The following is a 21,694-nucleotide window of genomic DNA, read 5'->3' on the forward strand; positions in this document are numbered from 1 at the left end:
GCGGCCTACGATAAAAGAGGAGCCTCAGCGCTCCTCTTTTTATTCCATCTAGCCTTCAAAGGCGCTGCGAAATAAACTCAACTAGTTGTTTTTCTGATTCTTGAAACAATTCCATGATTTAAAAGAGTAAAAGGGTTATACATAATGATGTGTTATCTAAATTACTGAAATTATCATGACGCCCAAAGAGATCCTTAAAATTCCCAATGTCCGCTACTTCTTGATGTTTCGAAGCAGCTACTTTGCGCGTTTTTACTACCCTATATTCACCCTACTTTATTTAGATTACGGGCTAACCCTATCTCAATTCGCGATGCTCAATGTAGTGTGGGCTGCCACCATTGTGCTTGCTGAAGTACCGTCTGGCGCGTTCGCCGATACCTTAGGGCGCAAAAAGCTTGTGGTGCTCTCTTCAATTGTGATGTTCATTGAGATCGCCATGATTGCTCTTGTTCCGACTGGAGATGCCAATCTAGTCTTCATTGTGTTTCTGGTTAACCGGATATTAAGCGGCTTAGCGATGGCACTGGCCAGCGGTGCTGACGAGGCATTGGCTTACGACACCTTAAAAGAACAAGGCAATGAAGAGTTGTGGCCGCGAGTGCTGCAAATTCAGCTTCGTGTCGCCTCAACGGTCGGTATCTTTGTCACACTAATTGGCGCGGCGATGTACGACGTGAACTTTATGGCGAACATCTTTCATTTCCTTGGACTATCTGAACCAGAAAGCACTAAAGATCTGATGCGTATTCCTGTGTTCGCCACCCTATTTGTAGCGATGATCGCCATCTATGCCGCGATTAATATGCGCGAAGAGAAAAAGGTAATGCCAAGCGACCAAACCAAATTGGCAACCACCATCGCCAGCCTTAAATTAACAGCTGACACAGGTAAGTGGGTACTTGCTACGCCTTACGTGCTGTTCATGTTGTTGTATTACAGCCTGTTCGAACACACCTCAAGAATGTTCCTAACCATGAACAGCCAATATTATCTCGCCATCGATATTCCTATTATCTACTTCGGTTTTATTGGCGCGGGGATCAGTTTGCTTAAAATCATATTGGCGGGGCAAAGCCGTAGGCTAGCAGAAAGCATGGAGCCTAAAACCTTCATTGTGGTTATGGGTTTAGCAAGCATGGCGACTTATTATTGGATCAGTTTAGGTTGGACGATTTACGGGGTTATTCCAGCACTAGTACTGATTTTTATTATCATGACGATGAACATTTTCATTAGCTACCACCTGAATAAAAAAACCGAATCACACAACCGAGCCACTGTCCTCAGCTTTAAAGGCCTGATGTTTAATCTCGGATATGGGCTGATCGGCATTTTGTACGCTTACTACTATAAACTGGTGTCTCAGGGCTACACCGAACAAGAAATAGAACAGAACCTCGCTTTCTTAGCTTCACTGTCTTCGTTTTTCTATTACTTCACCTTATTGTTCGTTTTGATTAGCGCGTTGCTCTATTTCAAAAACAAAAAACAGCCGATCTTTTGAGGCGGCTAGCTATATTGTGTTGAAGTTCAATGAGCTGTCCCTTCAAAGGTTAGCTCGCACAAAGTTCTGATTTCCCCAAATAGACTATCGCCTGAAAATAGACGCTCAATAAACAAACAAGCCCCTTCTTCTATTGGTTAAATTTGTTAATATAATCATAATTTTATATAACACACGGAAGCGTCATGTCATTTAGTTGGATAGCCTTTACTCTTCTCGCAGCCTTCAGCCAATCTTGGCGCAATGCCTTTCAAAGCAAGTTAAGTGGCACCATGAGTGTTGCTGGTGTGACGCTGGCGCGTTTTATCTGGGCAGGCCCAATCGCCTTAATTTATCTGTGCGCCCTCTATCAATGGAAGCCAGTATCCACACCTGATTTTTCGGGTGAGTTTGTTTTCTACATTATTGCAGCAGCCATTATGCAGATCCTCGCGACGGGCTTAATGGTGATGTTATTTAAGCTCGAAAACTATGCGATAGGAGCAGGCTTAGCCAAGTGTGAAGCCCCCGTATCTGCTGTGTTATCCGTATTGTTTTTTGGAACTGCTTTAACATTAACAGGTTGGATTGGCGTGCTTATTGGCACGTTAGGCGTACTAATCATGAGTAGTTCTTCTGGTTGGCGAAGCTTGTCTCCGAAAGTGTTCTTACTAGGTATGGCGTGTAGTACCGCTTTTGCTTTAACGTCTCTTTGGGTACGTGAAGCAAGCTTGAGCATAGGGCTGCCCTTCCCTCATAGCGCTGCTTGGGTGCTGTTTTTGGTGATAACTCTTCAGACATGCATTATCTGTACGTATCTCTTTTTCAGAGAGCGCGACACGCTGCGCCAGATATTCAAGAAATCTAAACTGGTCATCATGACAAGCTTAGCGAGTGTTATCGGTTCTCTGGGTTGGTTTAGCGCGATGTCGCTTCAAGCCGTGCCGTACGTAAAGACACTCGGGCAAGTCGAAGTGATCTTCATGGTGTTGATATCCTATTTCTGGTTAGGGCAAAGCATCGCGCGCAAAGACATTCTTGCGCTCGTTTTGCTTTCTATCGCAGCGGTATTGGTAATGTGGCAGTGAGCTAATAATGTGACTGTAAATTGAATCGTTCGACAGCCTATATATCCAGCAACTCTATGCCTTTCAGCTCTACCGCGCCTCGTTATGGAGCACTCGTTACTTGGTTGAATGGCGACTGTCTGGCATTATGCGCCCAAGAAATCTGTGGTTATTACACAGCAAAGAATGAACGAAGGTAATCAGTGGTAGAAAACAGCCAACAATTAAGTGACCGTTACGACGAACATGGTTACTTTGTTATCAGAAATTATTTCGATGAAGCTCAAATTGCATCGCTTAGAAAAGTCGTGCTGAAATTCCATGAATCATGGAAAGCAGACAACGAAGAATTCTATAAAGAAGAAGCATTTAACTCGTCTTTAATTACGGGAAGCGAATATTTGCTCGCCGACGATAGAAGCGTGCTTTTCGACTTCATCAGCTCGAAGCAAGTGATGAACGTGGTTGATGCGGTGATTCCGAACAAACCAGCATTCATGAATACACAGCTGTTCTTCAACCCGGTAAATCCGCAACAAAAAGACTTCTGGCATCGTGACTGTCAATACGACTACGACGTTGATGACCAAATGAAAGTCATCATGGAAACCCAGGTATTGCATCTGCGAGTGCCCCTTTTTGATGAGCCCGGTATGGAGCTTATCCCCGGCACGCACAAACGTTGGGATAACGAAGAAGAGTACAATGTTCGCCAAGAAGAAAACGGCAAAGTGAGCAGCGATGACATCTCTGGTGGTAAGCAGATACCATTAGCCGCCGGTGACTTATTGGTTTTTTCAGCGGATATGATCCACCGAGGCCGATATGGCTTGGATCGTTTGGCTTTGGATATTTTGATCTTTGATTCGGCGGCAGACTATGTCGACTACGTTGATGATGACTGTTTACCAACACCAGCCATGTTGAGCAATATTACCGATCCAAGATTGTTTATGAACACGCTGCATTTGAAATCGATGTTGTGCTCGTAAACGATGAAAGCAGTTACATCAAAAGTCACATGACTTGAAAATAATAACAAATATGTTCACATTTATTTCATAGCGCTCGCAATAAGATAGCTTCATATTCAATATTCGAGATAAGCAATATGAAAAAATTAATTACTAGCATGTCACTACTTACAGCACTTGTTTCGGGTGCTGCTTTAGCCGAAGTGAATGGTGAAGATTTTAACGAATTCCCTAAGCAAGATGCGGCTCACTGTTTTGGTTGGGCGGCAGGCTTAGATAAAGACCAAGATTACGCTAAGTTTATTGTCGAGCTATCGAAAGATCGCACAGTGAGTGTCAAAGAAGATCCTTATATAATGGAAGAGTTCGGCACTGCAATGGGTTATTCAGAAGCGATGTTAGAATTTGCTGGGAAAGAAGCTGCGGATGCTAAATATAAACTAGTCTGCGATCCAATCAAACAAAGCTATGGCTTTTGATCGCGGGGTTTCAACGCTACGTCAAAAACTTGATGCAAAGGCTCCACATGGAGCCTTTAAAGTGTACTGACTCAGTCAGGCATTCCGAATAGTAAAACTTATTTATGAGCCTTCGCGATTTTCATTCCATGTATCCAGAACAAATTTTAATTGAACCAGGCAACAACTCGTTCTTTCAAGCTCGCATTCTTTCTCCAAATCCAATACAAGCCTTCCTCTAGCTCTTCAACGCTCATACGACTTGGCTGATAAACCGGATGGCTACCATCGTACTTGGACCAATCTTTAGTAAGAAGTCGTCCTTCTCGCTCTAGCTGACTAAAAGACTCCGAACCGGGAAACGGAATCATGTAGTGCGGGATCACCTTATCAACCTTGATATCTTCGACGAACTTCTGCGTTTGTTTGAAGATAGAAGTGTCATGTTCATCAAAACCGAACAAAAAATCTCCCCATACTTCAATACCATGAGATCTTATCTCAGCGATGTACTCTTTCATTTTAGATGGTTTCACAAAGCCTTTTTTCTGAGCCTTTAAAGCCTCTTCAGATGGCGTTTCTATGCCTAATAATACAGCTTTGAACCCTGACTTCACCGCAGCACTAAGCAATTCGGTGTCACGAGCAATCAAGACTGTCGTTTCCCCATAGAAGCTCATGTTAAGCGGCTCAATGGCCTTAAATAGTGCCAAAGCATATTCACGGTCATGAGTGAGATTGTCGGAGTGTAACTCAACCCACTCAATACCTAATGTCTTGAGATCCGCTAACTCGCTGACGATATTTTCGATTGGCCTTTTCTGGAACTTATCAAAGAACCTTGGCACTAAACAGAAGTTACATTTAAATGGGCAACCTCTTGTCACAACTACTGACCATGTATAATTGTACGCTTCAGGATTGATGATATTTGTTGGGTATGGATTGAGCATACTGAGATCGACAGGCTCGGAGCTTTCATAAATAGGCTGTAGCGAACCAAACTCAGCGTCACGGAGTAACTGAACCCAGTAGTTCTCAACTTCTCCCATCGCCAAACAATCCGCATATACTGCCGCTTCTAAAGAGTTAAACTGAGTATGTAACCCCCCGAGTATGACTGTTTTGCCTTTTTTCTTATATTTAGAAGCTAGCTCATAAGCCCGATAAGCATCTGGAGTCGACATAAATATCACCACCAAATCAGCATCATTATAAAGGTCGGCTTTTGCACCTATGGTCTCATCAACCATATCTAACTTGTACCACTTTGGTGTCGCAGCAGCGGCGGCAAAGATGTTTTGTGGAGGTCCCCCCGTAGAGGCTTTGTATTTTGAGTAATCGCTGCCAGCAGACGCTTTAATTAAATAGATTTTCATAACGTATCCTAATTATTAAATTTTGCTTTGCTACAAAGAGCTAAAAAACTCAAAGACTCTATTGTCCATATAGAAATATACCCCTCCCATCACAAACCAACTGATGATGATTAAGGTAAACAAAACTGGATGTTCTTTTAGCTCAATACGTTCAACAAAGAAGGCTTCTTTTGCGCGAAGATTTTCCCATCCCCAAAACCAGCAAAATAACCCCCAAATCAGAAGTAGATGAAACTTAAGAGCAAACAAGGCCATGGTCAGAGCCAGCAATGTTTTCCACTTAGACATTACTTCAGGCACGTTCATCTTTCTTAACTCCCAGTTATTAAACTAGGAATCATTGTAAATAGGTGTTGGTCAACTTTTGGTTAACTAATTTCAATTTAAACAATCGATTGCCAACAACATCGATGTTAAGCAATATTAGCGACCCAAGATTGTTTATGAACACGCTACACTTAAAATCAATGCAGTACTCATAATCCATAAAGGTGCCCTAACTATGACTGACACTAAGCAAAATACCCGAATTAGCCAGTTCCGTTTCGGTCAGCCAAAAGAATCTCTCAAGTTAGAACATGTCGCTTTAGGGGCGCTAGACAAAGATAAAGTTCGCGTACAAATTGAAGCGACTAACATCAACCCTAGTGATCTGTTGTCGATTTATGGTGTGGGCCAATACAAACATAGCCACCAGCCGCCGAGAGTACCGGGATTTGAAGCGGTAGGAAGAGTTGTAGAGTCCAGTCATACTGAGTTTGCGGTAAATCAGCGAGTGCTCGTAGCAACCAGTGGAACATGGCAGACCTATGTCGATGTATCACCTGATGACCTGTTCCAAATTCCTCAGCATCTAGAAAATGGCTACGCCTGTCAGTTGTACATTAATGCGCTAACTGCATGGGTGTTGACGACAGAAGTGGCTAAGCTGACCCAAGAAGATGTGTTGATCATCAACGCGGGCAGTTCAGCCATCGGTAAGATCTTCTCCCAGTTATCAGCATCACTCGGCTTCAAAATCATTGTCGTTACATCACAGCCGACACAATACCCAATCACTTCCAGTTGGGTGTTAGATGCAAACGACGATTTAGCTTCTCAAATTAAGGCTTTAGGCTTGCCGATGCCAACCGTTGCCTTTGATGCAATTGGCGGCTCACCCGGAACCGATCTTATTCACACCCTTGGCAACAACGGGCGCTTTATCAACTATGGGACGCTGTCTCTGGATTTTTACGAACCACGCTTCTTTGAGTACGCGAAAAGCCAACACATCGATTTCAGCACCTTCTTCTTACGTTATTGGGAGGAAGCGGAAGGTAAAGATGTTCGCCGTGATACGTTCACGACCATGCTAGATCACTTCATCACAAACGACATACAGCTCGACGTCGACCGCTACCTGCCATTCGATGAAGTGCAAACCGCGATTGATCTTATTGAATCGAAAACCACACGATTAGATGGCAAGATCATATTGCTTCCTTAGTACATCGTTGATCGCGATAACTTGCGCTCGTGTTAGGTAACCCTCCTAACACTGCGTTAAACGGGGGAGTTTAAAAAGACGTAATCACTTCAAATAAATAACGTTTGTATGTTTCGGTTTGCTCAACCCAGTTTCAAGTTTTTTCGACAGCGTTTCCGCACACATAGGTTTGGCTAAGAGATAACCTTGTCCGTAGTCACAGTCCGATTGCGCTAAGAAGCTTGACTGGACAGTTGTTTCAATTCCTTCAGCAACGACCTTAATACCTAGCTGGTGAGCCATTGAAACAACTGCCGCACATAAAGCTCGGTCATTCATATCGTACTCAAGATCATTGACAAAGCTTCGGTCAATTTTCAAACCATCAATATTGAACTCTCGTAAGAACCCTAGTGAAGAGTATCCGGTGCCAAAATCATCTAACCAAACTTTGATCCCCATACTCCTAAGGTCGTCCAACGTTTTCTTTGCGCTTACCTTATCAAACATTAGGGCCGTTTCGGTTACTTCTATATGTAACCTTGTAACTTCAACTTGATGTTTTTGTGTTTGATATTGGAATGTTCGGAGTGCCTTATCGCCATAGAGCTGCTTTGGAGACAGGTTTATCGCAACATAAAATTCGGGAGGAAGGTGATGTCTTAAATCCCACTCCTGAATATCTCTGCAGGCTTGCATTACTATCCAATCACCAAGTGTATGAATAATATCCGTAGCTTCAGCAATAGGAATGAACTCAATAGGAGAAATATTGCCTTTTGTAGGATGCTGCCAACGTATCAGGGCTTCAACTCCAACGACATGCCCTGCTTTCAGGTCAAACTTTGGTTGATATAAGAGCCTAAACTGAGAGAAGTCATCGATAGCGGCTCTAAGCTCCTTTTCTATGACTCCCCTTGCTAGTATCTTCTGCTCGATTTTTTGGTTGAAGAAACAGTACCTACCTTTGCCGTTTTCTTTGGCGCTGTACATTGCCATATCTGCACTTTTAACCAAGTCTTCAGAGGCGTCTCCCGAATCAGGAAATAATGCAACACCAACACTCGCACCAACCACTACCGATTCACCTACGGAATTGAGGTAAATAGGCTGTTTTAGTGAGTACACAATATCAGAGGCAAACTTAGATACTGTCTCCTTTGTCTTAACTCCTGATAAGCGGAGTAAGAACTCATCCCCTCCAACTCTTGCGATCATGCATTGAGACTCTTCCTTTGTGGTCATTTGCCCCATTTTTTTTAATGAGTTAGTTAACGTCTTAGCCACTTCACTTAACAGCTCATCTCCAGCTTGGTGCCCAAGGTTGTCATTGACTCGTTTAAACTCGTCCAAATCGATAAAAAAAACCGCAAACACCTCTTTTGACTGTTTGCATCGATGAATACACCGTTCAAGACATTTAATAAACTGAGAGCGATTCGGTAACTTAGTCAGTGGATCGTTATAAGCTAAAAACTCAACTTCCTCATTCCGCTGCTTGAGGCTTGAATCCATACTATCAAACGCCTGAGCAAGTTCTCCGAGTTCATCACTGCGCTGAATGTTGTTTGGTACTTGGAAAATCCCTTTACTGATGCGTTTCGAATGTTGTAGGAGTTGATTAATCGGACGAATCATCGTCTTAGCTAATAACATGGAAAAGAGTAAGCTGACCAGACACATGAACATCGTCAAGGTTATGCTCAACACCGCGCTATAGCTTCGACTTGACTCAGTAATATCCTTGATAATGGTGTTATTTTTCTCGATGTCGTCTTTCACAGCCTTTAAGGAGTAGCTCATCACTATGCCACCTAACCGAGTCTTATTCATCGTGATTGGCCGCGCAACAATCAGTGCTGATGAATTGATTTCTGTGTAAGCTTCTTGCTTATTCAAGACATTTTCTTGCACCCTTGGCATATCCAAGTTGGAGCCATAACCGAGTACTACATCTTCTCCTGTATGAACTATCAGACCATTAGCATCAAAAACCTTTATGAATATGACATCTTTATTTTCAAAGGCAGGCTCTAAAATAGAGTTAATATTATCGATATCATAAAAATACATCGGATCAAAAAGTGCATCTGAGAGGTACTCAACCGTTTGTTCTGCTTGACTCTGAGCTTGGGAAGTAAAGTTCTCTGCAATATTCGTTGCCGTTTCTTCTAGAATTTCATCACTATAGTATGAAGATATCAGCCACTGAGACAAGGAAAGGCAGCCCATAGTCAAAACGACCATAAGCATGTTTCCGAGAACCAATTTACCTTTTAACTTCATGAGCAATAACTTCTCTAGTTAACGGGAGATGTATTCATCAACCAGTCGTTTTTGCGCTTCCGCCCAAGAAATGCTTTCTACAATCTCTGGTGTGATAGCATCAAACTTTTTCGTCTTCTTATAGGCTTTCAAAGCCAGTTTACCTTCCTCACTTTCATGAGCCGCAAGCAATACTAAGAGCATGTTTTGCTTAAGTTCGGAGGAGAGATCAGGGCGTATTAGTACTAGTGAGCGGGGAATCGCTTGAGAAGTATGGATTACCTGTAACTGTTGTTTTACCTGCTCGGGAATTTCTTTCTCCCAATCGAGATTACTAAATGCAGCTGACGCAACAATATTACGATGAACCCAGCTCATCATGTTAGATTCTCCTCCAGACTTTGAATATTCATCGGAGAAAAAATAACCCACCTTGTCTTTCGGTGGATATTCTCTAGGGGAGCTTAGCTCATAGAGCTTATATCCTTGCCCAAGCAGTATCGCCGCAGGGACAAGAAATGCACTAGTAGAACCGACATCCTCAAAGACAACCGTTTTGCCTCGCAGATCACCTAGGGAGTCTACCCCGTTATCGCGTTTGGAAAAGAAGATTGAATGATATTCCGCCACACCGCTTTTCCATCGTCTTGCTAAAAGTTCAGCACCCGAATATTGCATTAATTCCTGTGCTGCAAACACCGTTTCAGAAACCAGATCTACCTGACCGCTTTTTATCCAACGAGCCATTTGACGAGAGTCGCGGGCGACAACAACTTGGCCTGTTTTGATACCATAGTTAGATAGGTTTTCAGCTAAGTAATCAGCAAAAGGCTGTGCACGTTTGAATGCTTTTTTGGGGTTAGAGCTAATAACCCCTATGATTATTGTTTCTTCACGCAAGGTGCTTTTCGTGTCTGCACTAACGGATACAGTGAAAAGCGAACAAACGATTACTGCTAGCAGTATAGCGAACTGTTTACAAATGGACTGACAACTAAACATGCACGCACCAAAATGTGATATTTATCCCAATATTAAAACTATAATATTCGAAAATAATAGAATCTGCCATCTTGTATTAGCGATTAGTGGTGTAAGTACACAATCGCGAATAAATTAATCTCATTACGTTAACAACAAGTTGTTATTGCGTCTTCTTACGTGAAAATTTAGAGCAAATAGTCTTTACTCTAAGATCATAAACGTGGTCACGAACCATCTAACAACAAATTCGAAAACATCTTTGATGGCTTAAACATTCCCACCAACATCTGTATTCTCCCTCGCACTGATCTATTTCCCTCTTATCGAAGTACAAGTTAATTAATAATTCGATATAAATCGCTCTATTGTTTGAGATTATTGTCTACAGTTTTATAGAGCTTGTCGCTTCGGTAATAGCCACAAGTAACGACACCTTTTGATGGTTAGTTTTGGTTATAAGGAAAGGAAATGGAAAGCCCTATTGTCACACTCACACAGGCCAGCAAAAGCTTTGTTGATGGTAAAGACACTCATAGCGTGTTGGACAATTTCGATTTCGCTTTGGCGACAGGGGCAAGCGTGGCTTTGACAGGGGCGAGTGGCAGTGGGAAAAGTACTCTGCTGAATATCATTGCGGGGTTTGAACCTCTATCCGGTGGCGAACTATCTGGTGGAGAATTGTGGCTCGATGGCGAGAACACATCAGATTGGAAAGATCCACAGTGGAGCCGATTCCGCCATCAAAAACTAGGCGTTATCTTTCAACAGTTCAACTTATTAACGCCACTCAACGTAAAACAAAACATCGCGTTTCCTCTCCATTTAAATCAACAGAAATGGAGCGACTGGTGCGATTATTTAGTTGATGCATTGGGCATCAGTGAGCTACTCGAAAGACACGTATCCGCACTCTCTGGCGGTCAGCAACAACGAGTCGCAATAGCGCGTGCGCTAGCCCATAAACCTAAGCTATTGCTTGCCGACGAACCCACAGGCAACCTCGACCACAAGGCAGGCATTGAGGTGATGAAGTTGCTGAGTGAAATCACCACACAAGGCAACACTGCCGTACTTTTGGTTACGCACAGCCCAGAATGTGCCAGCTTTATGCAGACAAAATTGGTGTTAGATGATGGTTGTTTAAGGAACGCGGAGCTAACCCAAAGAGTAGCAACGTTGTGAGTAATCCAATGAAACAAACTGGCTTCGCACAGAACCAGCCCACCCATACCAAACTGACTCTGAATCTATTCGCGGCACACTACCGCCAGTCGCCACTGCAAGCCGCAGCGATTCTGATCGGCATTGTGCTGGCGGTCACCTTGTTTGTCGCGGTGCAAGCCATCAACCTCAATGCCAAGCGCAGTTATGCAGAATCGACCGAGCAACTTAGCGCCCAAGCGCAGAACCTTATCATTCCACCAGCAGGGCAAAACTATTTGCCGGAATCGCTCTACTTCACCTTAAGACAAAGTGGATTAAGCGCAGCGCTGCCCGTGATTGAAGGGCGAATCAGAGACGAACAAGGCCGACGCTGGTCAGTTCAAGGCAGTGAGTTGATCGCCGCCCTCACTTCAAGATCTCGTCACGCTCGTGTCGACGAACAAAGCAACACTCAAACCAAAGAGCCAAACATTTCCCTGTTCGACAAGGCCTTACCTTTGCCGCAACTCTTAGCGGGTGAACCCATTGTGATGATGAGCCAATCTCAGCACCAGAGTTTGGACGAAGTGGACACGCTCACTTTGGATGAAGTACTCACCAAGGTTGTGGTACTGCCAGATGAATGGCAGCTCGGTAGCCGAATGTTGATGGACATTGGGTTCGCTCAGCAACTGCTGAACAAGCAAGGGGAACTGAGCTATATCGCTATTTTTGACACTAAGAGCGACACTAACAGCAATACTCAGGATAAGTGGCAAAGCCTTATCGACAAACAGGGGCAATGGATTTCCAACAACCAAAGTACGGATCTCGGTTCAATTACCGATAGTTTTCACCTCAATCTTACCGCCATGAGTTTGTTGGCGTTTTTGGTTGGTTTGTTCATCGCTTACAACGGCGTAAAATACAGCTTGCTCAAGCGTAATCGGCTGTTGGTACAAATTCAACAAGCTGGAGTTGCGCCAAGCATCGTGTTTTCTGCTCTGCTAATCGAGCTCACGGTTTTAGTCACACTAGGCGCATCACTTGGTTTCATTCTCGGCATTCAACTCAGCCATTGGCTGCATCCCACCGTCGCGATAACGCTTGAGCAACTTTATGGTGCGACACTGCTTCCCGGCACATGGCAGTGGCAATGGTTAGTGCAGGCACTGCTACTCACGCTGGCCGCAACGCTTGTCGCGTGTTGGCAGCACTTTAAACAGCGAGTGCGACAACCCCTCTCTTCCCATGGCGGTTTCTATCAAGCGCCGGAAGCGTCTAACGAAAATCAGCTGTTTGTTATAGGGTCAGTATTAACCATTGTCGCGTTAGCAGGGTTATGGCTGAGCGAACATCATCGCTTCACCATGGCATGGCTCGGTGTGTTAGTGGTGTCGATTCCTTTGTATTTGCCCAAAACACTCAGCGTGCTAGCGAACTGGAGCGAAAAACGTACCCAATCGGGGTTAATACAATATCTGTTCGCTGAGCTGCGTGAACTTATCTCCCCTCTCTCCCTCGCCATGATGGCGTTGCTTCTCGCTGTCACCGCAAATGTGGGAATGAATACCTTAGTCGGCAGCTTTGAATCCACGTTGAAGCAATGGCTTGAACAGCGATTACATGCCGATATTTACGTTAGCCCTGCCCAAGGTGAAATCGCGAATGTGGAACGTGCGTTAGAGCAGTTTGAAAATGTTGAAACCGTTTATAAGCAATACTATGTCAACGATAACTTACAGGGCTTGCCGACTTTGCTCGGTACCAAAGACAGAGACACACTTGAGCAAACCATGGTATTTCAATCCCACCTTGATGATTTCTGGACGCGCTTTTACCAAGGTGAATTCGTGGCGATCAGCGAACCCACTGCGGTGAAGCTCGGGTTGTCCCTTGGAAGCCAACTCAAGCTCGACTCGATCCAAAACAAAACACTCATCGTCGGGGCGATTTTCCACGATTATGGCTCACCGAATGGTGAAGTGTTGCTTGCACCTAATTTATGGCTCGAAAGCGGGTTTACTGACTTACCCACCAGCTTGGGAATCAAAGCCTCTGGCGACCCACAAGTGGTGTACGAACAGCTACGCCAACAACTCAATTTGCACCCTAGCCAGCTTTACGATCAAGCACAGATAAAATCGATCGCTTTAGATATCTTCTCACAAACTTTTGCCATCACTCGGGCGCTTAATGGCGTCACTTTAATGGTGGCGGTGATAGGGTTGTTCTGCGCCTGTTTCATGTTGCTCGATGCACGCAAAGCCGCGATTGCAAGGTTGTATGCGCTCGGTGTTAGTCAGAAAAAATTGATGGCGATGGTGGTCGGACAAATCGTTGTTCTGGTCGCCTTCACTCTGGTTATCGCCTTACCACTCGGCGCTATGGTCGGTTATGTGTTGACGGACATCGTTACCCTGCGCGCCTTTGGTTGGAGCTTAAATTACGTATGGAATTGGAGTGACGCACTCAGCATCGCAGCCATCACCATTCTAGTGGCTGTGTTTGCGACCTTGATTCCACTGTGGCGTTTGGTCAGTAAACCCGTGGTATCCAGTTTACAGAGCGAGGTGTTGTGATGAATCGAACAATGAGAGTTTTCGTTCTCACACTTGGCATCTTGCTCCTTTTAGGGTATGAGGAGTCAACTCAACCATCAGCTCAAAATATGGGTTCGATACTTGGCGCAGAAACACAAACCGAGAATGAAACGGCAATCGATCAAGCGCAATTTTCTCCGGTAGTAAAAGGTATCGAGATCACCTTCCCTGCCGACCATCAAGCACACCCTAATTTTCGTCATGAATGGTGGTACTTAACCGCAAACTTAATTGATGAAGACGGCAATGCGTTAGGCGTGCAGTGGACACAATTCCGCTTCGCGGCTGCACCACTGGAAAGTGGCAATAGCACTAAGAAAACTACGTGGCAAAGTCAGCAAATCTACATGGCACACAGCGCAGTCACCACTAAAGATAAGCACTACGCCGATGAAAAGTGGTCACGTGACCAAGCTGAACTGGCGGGTGTCAGCACTTCCCCATTTCGTGTCTATCTTGATGACTGGCAATGGAACTCTTCAAGCGATGATCTATTCCCCGCAACCTTGGACGCTAATTCAGATCAGTTTGGCTACTCGCTTAAGTTAACCAGCAACGCGCCTTATCAAAAGCAAGGCGTACAAGGCTACAGCACTAAAAGTAGCGATGGCAAAGTGGCTTCCTACTACTACAGTCAACCATTCATTAATGTATCGGGCGAGGTAACTATTGATGGAGTAACCCATCTGGTTTCTGGCAAAGGTTGGATAGACAGAGAATGGAGCTCTCAGTTTTTACTCGACTCGCAACAAGGTTGGGATTGGTTTGCGCTAAGGCTGAGTGATGAAACCAGCTTGGTGGTATTTCAACTTCGAAACTCAACAACAGGCAAAGCCAGTTATTCCCATGCAAGGCTGATGAAACAAAATGGCTCTGGCATCGCGATTAAGCAGCAAGACATCCGCTTAACCGCTATCAAGCAAACAGAAATCGACGGACGCGATTATCCAACAGAATGGCAAGTTTCGATTCCAACTCAACAAATCGAACTGACCGTCTCGGCACTCAATCCAGAAGCAAAAATGCCACTGTCTGTACCCTATTGGGAAGGGCCAATCGTTATTGAAGGAACACACTCTGGTACGGGCTATATGGAGTTAACTGGGTACTAAGCCAAAGGCATGATACAAACCAATTTAATATGCAATCAGTTTATTTAAGAAAAATAAATGGTACAAAAAATAGCCGAACGCATTTATTCTCCTGCATTCGGCTATGACTTATTTAATCAGATGAGAGCTTAAACCCGGTAGCAAGCCTATTTAGTCAAATCGGCTTTGATCTGATCAACTTGATTCGCCAAAGAAGTATCTTGGAAATATTCACTGTGTGTTTTTCCTAAGTACAATTTCTTATTTGCTACTCGTTGATCCAACTTGTCTTTAACAATAGTGCCTTGTGCCAACTTATTGTTTAACTCAAGCGCAATTGCGGAGCTGTCTGAGACTATACTTCCTTTTGTATCGTAGTAACGAACTTGGCTGATATTCGCATCAAATGGGTCACAGTAAGCCGCTCCCAAATCACCATTTTCAATAATGCTGCTGTATTGTGCTTCGCTAATAGGCGTCTCTTTGTTTAGTACGAACTGGCTCCCTCGTACACACCAATTAATTCTTGTTCCAACACCAGGGAAGTATGCCGAAATCAAGTTAACTGCATAGTATGTATCTGGGGCTGACTGGTTTAATTTTGCATATCTATCAATCACCTTACCGCCAACAACTTGGAACTCAACTTCGCCATTGTCATAAGACTCAAAGAAATAGCTATTTCTAAACATCTTGCTGAAATTGACGTTATCAACAAAGCGCCCATTGTCGGATGTGAAGCTTTTCAGTTGCTGCTTGTGTTGAATGCTACCTGTTGTAATGTTGGTCACTAAACCAACCACTGTGTTTTTCGCAGCGTCGCTTTGCCAAGCCGTATAGTTACTTATATCTTGTTGAGGTGTGTTTGTCGTAGCATCGGCATCTACACTGTACTTGTAGCTAAGCTCGGTAATGTCTTGGCCTACTTTATTGACCTTGGCATATGACTTGTAACGACGCGCTTCACAATCTTGAAAATTTGCATCGTAGTAGAAATAACTGATCCAATCTTTAGCTTCGATAGCTTCGGTGGTGTGGGCAGAGTAATCGACAATTCCGTTTGCGCCATAAACACCATAAAAACCTTTGAGATCTTTTTGCTGCTTAGATGAAAGCTCTTCATTAAATTCATCGTCCCAACCAATACTATAAATATTAAATAGGTTTAGAGACTTGATACACTCTTTGATATCAGTACTACCTATAGCATTAGCTGTATACATGACGGGACTACTATAAGAGTTTTTTGCAACGTCATCTTTTGGATCTGCAACACTTCCTGATGCCGGGGTTATGGACATTTGAGGAACTACGGTTTTAGTCTTTTTAGGTGGTGGCGCAGCGCTATCGCTACCACCACCGCATGCAGAAAGTGTTACAGCTAATACTGATATCGTTGGGATAATAAATTTCAAATTTTTCCTCGGCATTTTGAGCAAGTGATTATATAAATGATCACTCAAATACGATCAAAAAACTAAATGCTTATATAACCAAATTCAAACCATTGACGAAACAGACGTGTACGTCCGCTATCAACACCGAATTTAATCTTTTAATAACAAAAACTTAAATATAAAAAGGGAAACATCAATTATTAATACATCGGATGAAAGAAACCAATCACAACAAACGGTTCTTATACTGTTCTGGCGTCTGGTTCGCGTAACGTTTGAACATTGTGATAAATGGGCTGGCTTGGTTATAGCCCAATGTAAGAGCCACCTCTTTGACCGATTGGCCGTTTCTTAACAAGTCCATCGAGTACAGATAGCGCACTCGCAGTCGCCACTCGGTAAAGCTCATTCCAAGCTCCGTCTGGCAGTGGCGAGAAAGGGTTCTTTCCGTAGTGTGGACACGTTCAGCCCAATCTTTCAGCGTCACTTCATCGGTTGGGTTCTCTTCAACAGAAGCTAATATAGGCGCTAGATACTTATTGTCAGTTGAAGGCAAGAAGTGGTGTTCAACCTCACGCTGCGCAAGTTGGTCAAGCAGTACCTGAACGAGCCTTTGATCTTGCTCTGTTTCCGCAACATTGATTCCACGCTCGCGAAAGTCATCGATAATAGAAGACACAATCGGCGTGATCTTTATAAGGCTGGTTTTATCTGGCAGATGTTGCGTGAGTTCTGGGGCAATATTTAGCGAGCAGTAGTCCAAAGGCTTACGGTTATAACTGCAATGCATCACCCCGGCTGGTACCCAAATCGCTAAATGTGGCGGCGCTAGAAATCGGGTGCTTTCCGCTTCCATCTCTAATATACCGCCACTGATCAATTGAACCTGTCCCCATGAGTGGCTATGAACTCGGGTTTCAGTGTTCGAAAGAAACGCTTCAAAATTCATAAATACGTTGGATGGTGCCTTATCAATTGATAAGGATGGGTGAAGGTTTCTGGAGTGTTTTTTCAAACTTGTCTTCCTATCGCGCCTGATGTCTTTCTAAAGATACTTGTAAGTATAACGACCTGTCAAACTAGCCACATCAACTCATTTGCGACGGAACTCACATGCATTATCTCTTACCATTTTTTACAGTCTGTATCTGGGGCGCCAATGCAATCGTCAACAAGCTTGCTGCAAGCACTATAGAACCTAGTGCGATGAGTTTTTACCGTTGGTTTTTTGCGATGTTAATTCTCACGCCTTTCTGTATTCGCCCAGTAATGAAACAGTGGGCTGTCATTAAACCAAACCTATCAAAATTAGCGTTCCTCGGCTTTTTGGGCATGGTGTTGAACCAATCTCTAGGTTATTACGCGGGCTTAACCACAACCGCTTCTAACATGGCACTGATCACTTCTTTGGTTCCATTGATCAGTGTGTTTTTAAGCGTCCCTCTGTTGCACAAGTCGATTTCTAGTTTGAGTATTGTTGGCGGTGTGTTGTCACTGTCAGGCTTAGCTCTGATGTTAGGTAAAGGCGACCCGTTATTCTTCATGCATCAAGAATTGACTCAAGGCGATGGCTATATGTTAATTGCGGCCTTTGTTTATGCTTCTTACTGTGTGTTATTGAAACGCTGGAAAATGCCAATCAGTAGCTGGGTGGTGATTTACATTCAGGGTCTATTTGCTGTCGCGATGCTTACGCCACTTTGGCTTACCAGCGAACAGCTTTTACCACCGCAACAAGCGATACCATTGATAGCTTACGCCGCGGTGGCCGCTTCAATTTTAGCGCCTTGGATGTGGGTGAAAGCGATTGATACCATTGGCGCGGATTCAAGCGCGATGTTTATGAATTTGATGCCAGTTATCGCGATCGTATTGGCTTCCACCTGGCTGGGTGAAAAGATTAACCAGTTCCACATTATTGGTGGTGCAATGGTGATTTCAGGCGTCATCCTCACGCAAATCAAAAGAAAACCAAGGCTTGAGGCTCCCCAACCTCAGCAAAACTAACCCCACTTAACCTGCGACAATGCCCCATTCCATTTTCCACTCAGTACCTGCCTCGTTAGCAGGTACTGTTGTTTATTGTCGATTTCTCGATTCATGCTCTCTGATTTTATTTTTCGTTCATGAAGCTTTTAAGTACGCTTAATAATGGTGTTACTATTGCAATATCTCAGCAACTTCCATTTAATGCACTAAGTACGGTTTAAGTGTTCAAAGCGTTAGAATAACTCTCCAGAAAGCAGGTAACTGTTGATCTAATCGCTCTCCTATGGTCACACGACTCATGTAACCCAGATCATTATGAGCCATTGAGAAAAGTTATAGCAACAAAAGAACCGTCTAGTTACTTTGGTTTATACAAAAGTGAATACTTTAAAATTGATGCCAATTTAGTTTTAACACCTTAATTTCCCGATAAATACAGATTATTACTGCAAAATGCATTAAAAGAGTTTTCTGGCAATAATACGAAAGGAAATATCCACGCGAAGGTTCTATACTTTTCGAACAGAAAGTGAGCTTATAAGAAAACAATCAAAACTATCGTTTTGGGATTAATTAAGATACCATCACTTTAACTAAACCAGATAAGCGACGGTTAGTTGGCTAACTCAAAAAGGTACCGATATGAGTACCACACGGCTTAGAAACACCTAGCATTCCGCTAGGTGTTTTTTTTTGCAATCGACCCTTCGGCCAACTTGCTCGATAGAGTACTCCTCTGTTGGAGCGTCACGTACACCTCCTTTAAACATCAATAGTCATCAGCTCGCCATCTGTTTGAAAAAATAGTCTTGTTAGTGAGATTATCCGCTTTAATTTATGTCATCTTAAGTATATTGTTATTAGCAAGTAACGAGCATGTTATTCAGAACGATAATAATGAAGGAAGATAGATGAGCAGTCACAATAGCCGACAAGATGGTAAACGAGACGTTACTCTGCGTTTTTTAGCTGAACCCGGGGATGTGAACTTTGGTGGTAAAGTTCATGGTGGTGCAGTAATGAAATGGGTCGATTTAGCGGCTTATGCTTGTTCTGCTGGATGGAGTGGTAAGTACTGTATTACCGCTTACGCTGGTGGTATTCGATTCGTTGCTCCTATCCATGTCGGAAACCTTGTTGAAGTAAGTGCGAAGGTCATTTATACGGGTTCATCTTCTATGCACATCGCTATCGACGTTCAAGCTAGTGACCCTAAAGAACTCAACAACCGCCTAACGACTCACTGTATCGTTATTATGGTCGCTGTTGATGAGAATGGTAACCCGACTAAGGTGCCAGAATGGGTGCCAGAAACGCCAGAAGACATTGAATTAAGAGATTCGGCTATTCGCCTAATGAACATGCGAAAGCAGATAGGTGAAGAGATGGAAGCGCACGTGAAGTATCTTAAATAGGCGCCACTAGCAGATCTAACCTACAAAACCTTATTACGATGCCAGGCAGTACTTGCTTGGCATTTTCAACTCCTTCTCTATACCCAAGTAAATCCGTTACACACCTAATGCTGACTATAAAGCGTGATACCCAGTCAAAAGTTAAAATGATCCGATACTTGTTCACGGATTTATTTTGACTGTAATAAAGTCGTCATTTTGCTCTGTTTAAATACCGCCAATCATAATGGATGTATTTAAATTTCTTGGAGCCACTTTTGAGCACGACATTTCCCACCCTTTGCGAATCTACACTGACGAACTTGAAAGCAGTTGAGTATCAATGGGTTAGAAGTTTGTACGTCGAAGGCTACGACACGAATGAAATTAACCACTATATCCAAGCTTGTTTTGGCGGTGATCAGACGTTTGCGGATCTGTTTCGTCGCGTAGCTCTTTATCAAGACAGCATCTATGTTTTACTTCAGCATTTAGGTTGCGCACCTTCTAGCAAAGAGTTTTAGTCTCACATCACCTCTTCCTTTTCTTCTTCCATCTTGGAAATATTTACCACCAAATCAATAACTACCGAGAACACCCACCACAAAACATTAACACGAGCCTGCCTTTATAGGCACTTTCTGTGTAATCGACCGATCCGTTGCATCCAAATTATTGAAGTATCACGCATGGAAATATTACTCATATATCAATAGAGCTGCGGCCCCCTATACTGAGTGTCTGATTTGTGAGACTCGTTGATGTCTTCAATTAGAGAGATGAAACCGGAAAAATTCAGGAAAGAGGTACTTCAGTATTTAATGACTGAAAGAAACCAAAAAGACTGAGATAGAGACTGAGATAGAGATAGAGATAGAGATAAAAGTAGCGGGCATAAAAAAACCCAAGTAAGTACCTGGGTTAGAGTTACAAAAACCACTAATCATTAATAGCGTAAGGAACCTGATTAGTAGCCAGCTATGCGTAACCTGAGGGTTATTTTTATTACTGATCGGCGGCCAAACCAAATGATGTAATAAAAATGCCAATATAGAGCGACCTAACGGTCGCTCTTTTGTCTTTCTTATAAGGACAGCTTATCCTTTTACACCACCCGACGTCAAACCGCCAACTAACCAACGCTGAGCCAGTAAGAACACGATAGTAATCGGAAGTGCGGAAAGTACCGCTGCTGCCGCAAAGTCGCCCCATAAGTAGTTCTGAGGATATAGGTACTGCTGCATACCTACCGCTAGCGTGTAAGAGTTCACGTCCGATAATAGGATGGAAGCAACTGGTACCTCACCAACAACACCAATGAAAGATAAAATGAATACAACCGCTAGGATGGGTACTGACAGTGGTAATAGAACCAATCTGAACGCTTGCCAAGGTGTTGCGCCATCTAATGCTGCAGCTTCTTCCAAAGAGTTATCAATCGTCTCAAAGTAGCCCTTAATCGTCCAAACGTGTAATGCAATACCGCCCAAGTACGAGAAGATCAGACCGCCATGCGTATTCAAGCCTAAGAATGGGATGTATTGCCCTAATTTGTCGAACAGTGCGTAGATAGCCACTAGAGCCAATACCGCAGGGAACATTTGAAAAATCATCATCGCTTTCAGGATAGTTTCTTTACCTTTAAAGCGCATACGAGCAAATGCGTAAGCCGATGTTGTCGACAGTGTAACAATAAGAATTGACGTAATACCCGCTACTTTTATTGAGTTCCACAGCCAAGTCAGTACTGGGAATGGAGGCGGAGTAACTGAGCCATCAGCATTCGTCACTGACATACCCAGAGCCAATTTCCAGTGTTCCAAAGATGGGTTGTCTGGAATCAAGCTACCGGTTGCAAAGTTACCTTCGCGGAATGAGATAGCAATAATCATCAGTAGTGGGAAAATAATTAGCGCTAAGAAGCACCACAGCGCAATATGCGTTGCCCATACTCGGTATTTAAGGCTCTTACCTTGTACCATAGCCATTGTCGTGC

General features: G+C 43.6%; 18 protein-coding genes and 1 pseudogene. 12 read left to right on the forward strand and 7 right to left on the reverse strand.

Annotated features, from left to right (window positions below; translation table 11 throughout):
• The first annotated feature begins 175 nt into the window (after positions 1–175).
• From MED222_RS17315 to MED222_RS17300, 4 genes are all read left to right on the forward strand, one after another.
• Positions 176–1,507, forward strand: coding sequence for an MFS transporter (locus MED222_RS17315; RefSeq protein WP_032555086.1), 1,332 nt, complete (start codon positions 176–178; stop codon positions 1,505–1,507).
• Positions 1,508–1,692: 185 nt separating this feature from the next.
• Entirely contained in the window at positions 1,693–2,574 is an 882-nt protein-coding gene (locus tag MED222_RS17310; RefSeq protein ID WP_009845791.1) for a DMT family transporter, read from the forward strand.
• A 182-nt stretch (positions 2,575–2,756) separates the two neighbouring features.
• On the forward strand, positions 2,757–3,545 hold the full coding sequence (locus tag MED222_RS17305) for a phytanoyl-CoA dioxygenase family protein (RefSeq protein WP_009845792.1): 789 nt from the start codon (positions 2,757–2,759) through the stop codon (positions 3,543–3,545).
• 119 nt (positions 3,546–3,664) lie between these two features.
• Positions 3,665–4,006 carry a hypothetical protein gene (locus MED222_RS17300; protein WP_017081414.1) on the forward strand — a complete coding sequence of 114 codons (342 nt, stop codon included), beginning with the start codon at positions 3,665–3,667 and terminating at the stop codon, positions 4,004–4,006.
• 146 nt (positions 4,007–4,152) lie between these two features.
• Here the strand turns inward: MED222_RS17300 and MED222_RS17295 are convergent, their stop codons facing one another.
• Positions 4,153–5,364 (reverse strand): B12-binding domain-containing radical SAM protein, encoded by a 1,212-nt coding sequence (locus tag MED222_RS17295; RefSeq protein WP_009845794.1) that lies wholly within the window; start codon positions 5,362–5,364, stop codon positions 4,153–4,155.
• A gap of 30 nt (positions 5,365–5,394) precedes the next feature.
• Positions 5,395–5,670, reverse strand: a complete 276-nt coding sequence (locus MED222_RS17290) for a hypothetical protein (RefSeq protein ID WP_009845795.1) — start codon at positions 5,668–5,670, stop codon at positions 5,395–5,397.
• An 89-nt stretch (positions 5,671–5,759) separates the two neighbouring features.
• Between MED222_RS17290 and MED222_RS22810 the strand changes: the two are divergent.
• Together MED222_RS22810 and MED222_RS17285 are read left to right on the forward strand one after the other, a co-directional pair.
• Positions 5,760–5,846: pseudogene (locus MED222_RS22810) on the forward strand (phytanoyl-CoA dioxygenase family protein); the annotation flags it as partial.
• Between the two features lie 20 nt (positions 5,847–5,866).
• Positions 5,867–6,853, forward strand: coding sequence for a zinc-dependent alcohol dehydrogenase family protein (locus MED222_RS17285; protein WP_009845796.1), 987 nt, complete (start codon positions 5,867–5,869; stop codon positions 6,851–6,853).
• An 84-nt stretch (positions 6,854–6,937) separates the two neighbouring features.
• On the opposite strand, the gene MED222_RS17280 is transcribed toward MED222_RS17285, so the two are convergent.
• Both MED222_RS17280 and MED222_RS17275 read right to left on the reverse strand, forming a co-directional pair.
• Positions 6,938–9,118 (reverse strand): bifunctional diguanylate cyclase/phosphodiesterase, encoded by a 2,181-nt coding sequence (locus tag MED222_RS17280; RefSeq protein WP_009845797.1) that lies wholly within the window; start codon positions 9,116–9,118, stop codon positions 6,938–6,940.
• 18 nt (positions 9,119–9,136) lie between these two features.
• Positions 9,137–9,997, reverse strand: coding sequence for a phosphate/phosphite/phosphonate ABC transporter substrate-binding protein (locus tag MED222_RS17275; RefSeq protein ID WP_232281795.1), 861 nt, complete (start codon positions 9,995–9,997; stop codon positions 9,137–9,139).
• A gap of 552 nt (positions 9,998–10,549) precedes the next feature.
• On the opposite strand from MED222_RS17275, the gene MED222_RS17270 reads away from it, so the two are divergent.
• From MED222_RS17270 to MED222_RS17260, 3 genes are read left to right on the forward strand one after another with little or no spacing between them, the layout of a single operon-like run.
• Complete coding sequence (locus MED222_RS17270; RefSeq protein WP_009845799.1) at positions 10,550–11,263, forward strand: ABC transporter ATP-binding protein; 714 nt, start codon at positions 10,550–10,552, stop codon at positions 11,261–11,263.
• An 8-nt stretch (positions 11,264–11,271) separates the two neighbouring features.
• The gene (locus tag MED222_RS17265) at positions 11,272–13,806 is read left to right on the forward strand and encodes an ABC transporter permease (protein WP_009845800.1); all 2,535 of its coding nucleotides are present in this window, start codon (positions 11,272–11,274) and stop codon (positions 13,804–13,806) included.
• On the forward strand, positions 13,806–14,939 hold the full coding sequence (locus MED222_RS17260) for a lipocalin-like domain-containing protein (RefSeq protein ID WP_009845801.1): 1,134 nt from the start codon (positions 13,806–13,808) through the stop codon (positions 14,937–14,939). The genes MED222_RS17265 and MED222_RS17260 overlap by 1 nt, the downstream gene beginning before the upstream one ends.
• 146 nt (positions 14,940–15,085) lie before the next feature.
• On the opposite strand, the gene MED222_RS17255 is transcribed toward MED222_RS17260, so the two are convergent.
• Positions 15,086–16,381 carry a hypothetical protein gene (locus tag MED222_RS17255; protein ID WP_232281796.1) on the reverse strand — a complete coding sequence of 432 codons (1,296 nt, stop codon included), beginning with the start codon at positions 16,379–16,381 and terminating at the stop codon, positions 15,086–15,088.
• A gap of 160 nt (positions 16,382–16,541) precedes the next feature.
• A complete protein-coding gene (locus MED222_RS17250) occupies positions 16,542–17,330 on the reverse strand; it encodes an AraC family transcriptional regulator (protein ID WP_017101015.1) in 789 nt (262 codons plus the stop codon).
• Positions 17,331–17,428: 98 nt separating this feature from the next.
• Here MED222_RS17250 and MED222_RS17245 point away from each other — a divergent pair, with 98 nt between their 5' ends.
• The 3 genes from MED222_RS17245 to MED222_RS17235 all read left to right on the forward strand — a co-directional run bounded on the left by MED222_RS17245 (position 17,429) and on the right by MED222_RS17235 (position 20,222).
• Complete coding sequence (locus MED222_RS17245) at positions 17,429–18,322, forward strand: DMT family transporter (protein WP_009845803.1); 894 nt, start codon at positions 17,429–17,431, stop codon at positions 18,320–18,322.
• An 893-nt stretch (positions 18,323–19,215) separates the two neighbouring features.
• Positions 19,216–19,719, forward strand: a complete 504-nt coding sequence (locus MED222_RS17240; protein ID WP_009845804.1) for an acyl-CoA thioesterase — start codon at positions 19,216–19,218, stop codon at positions 19,717–19,719.
• A gap of 230 nt (positions 19,720–19,949) precedes the next feature.
• Positions 19,950–20,222, forward strand: coding sequence for a hypothetical protein (locus MED222_RS17235; protein WP_012600205.1), 273 nt, complete (start codon positions 19,950–19,952; stop codon positions 20,220–20,222).
• A gap of 573 nt (positions 20,223–20,795) precedes the next feature.
• On the opposite strand, the gene malG is transcribed toward MED222_RS17235, so the two are convergent.
• Positions 20,796–21,686, reverse strand: a complete 891-nt coding sequence (gene malG, locus MED222_RS17230; RefSeq protein WP_009845806.1) for a maltose ABC transporter permease MalG — start codon at positions 21,684–21,686, stop codon at positions 20,796–20,798.
• Between the last annotated feature and the right edge of the window lie 8 nt (positions 21,687–21,694).

The organism is Vibrio sp. MED222, assembly GCF_000153005.1.
Lineage (GTDB): Bacteria > Pseudomonadota > Gammaproteobacteria > Enterobacterales > Vibrionaceae > Vibrio > Vibrio tasmaniensis_A.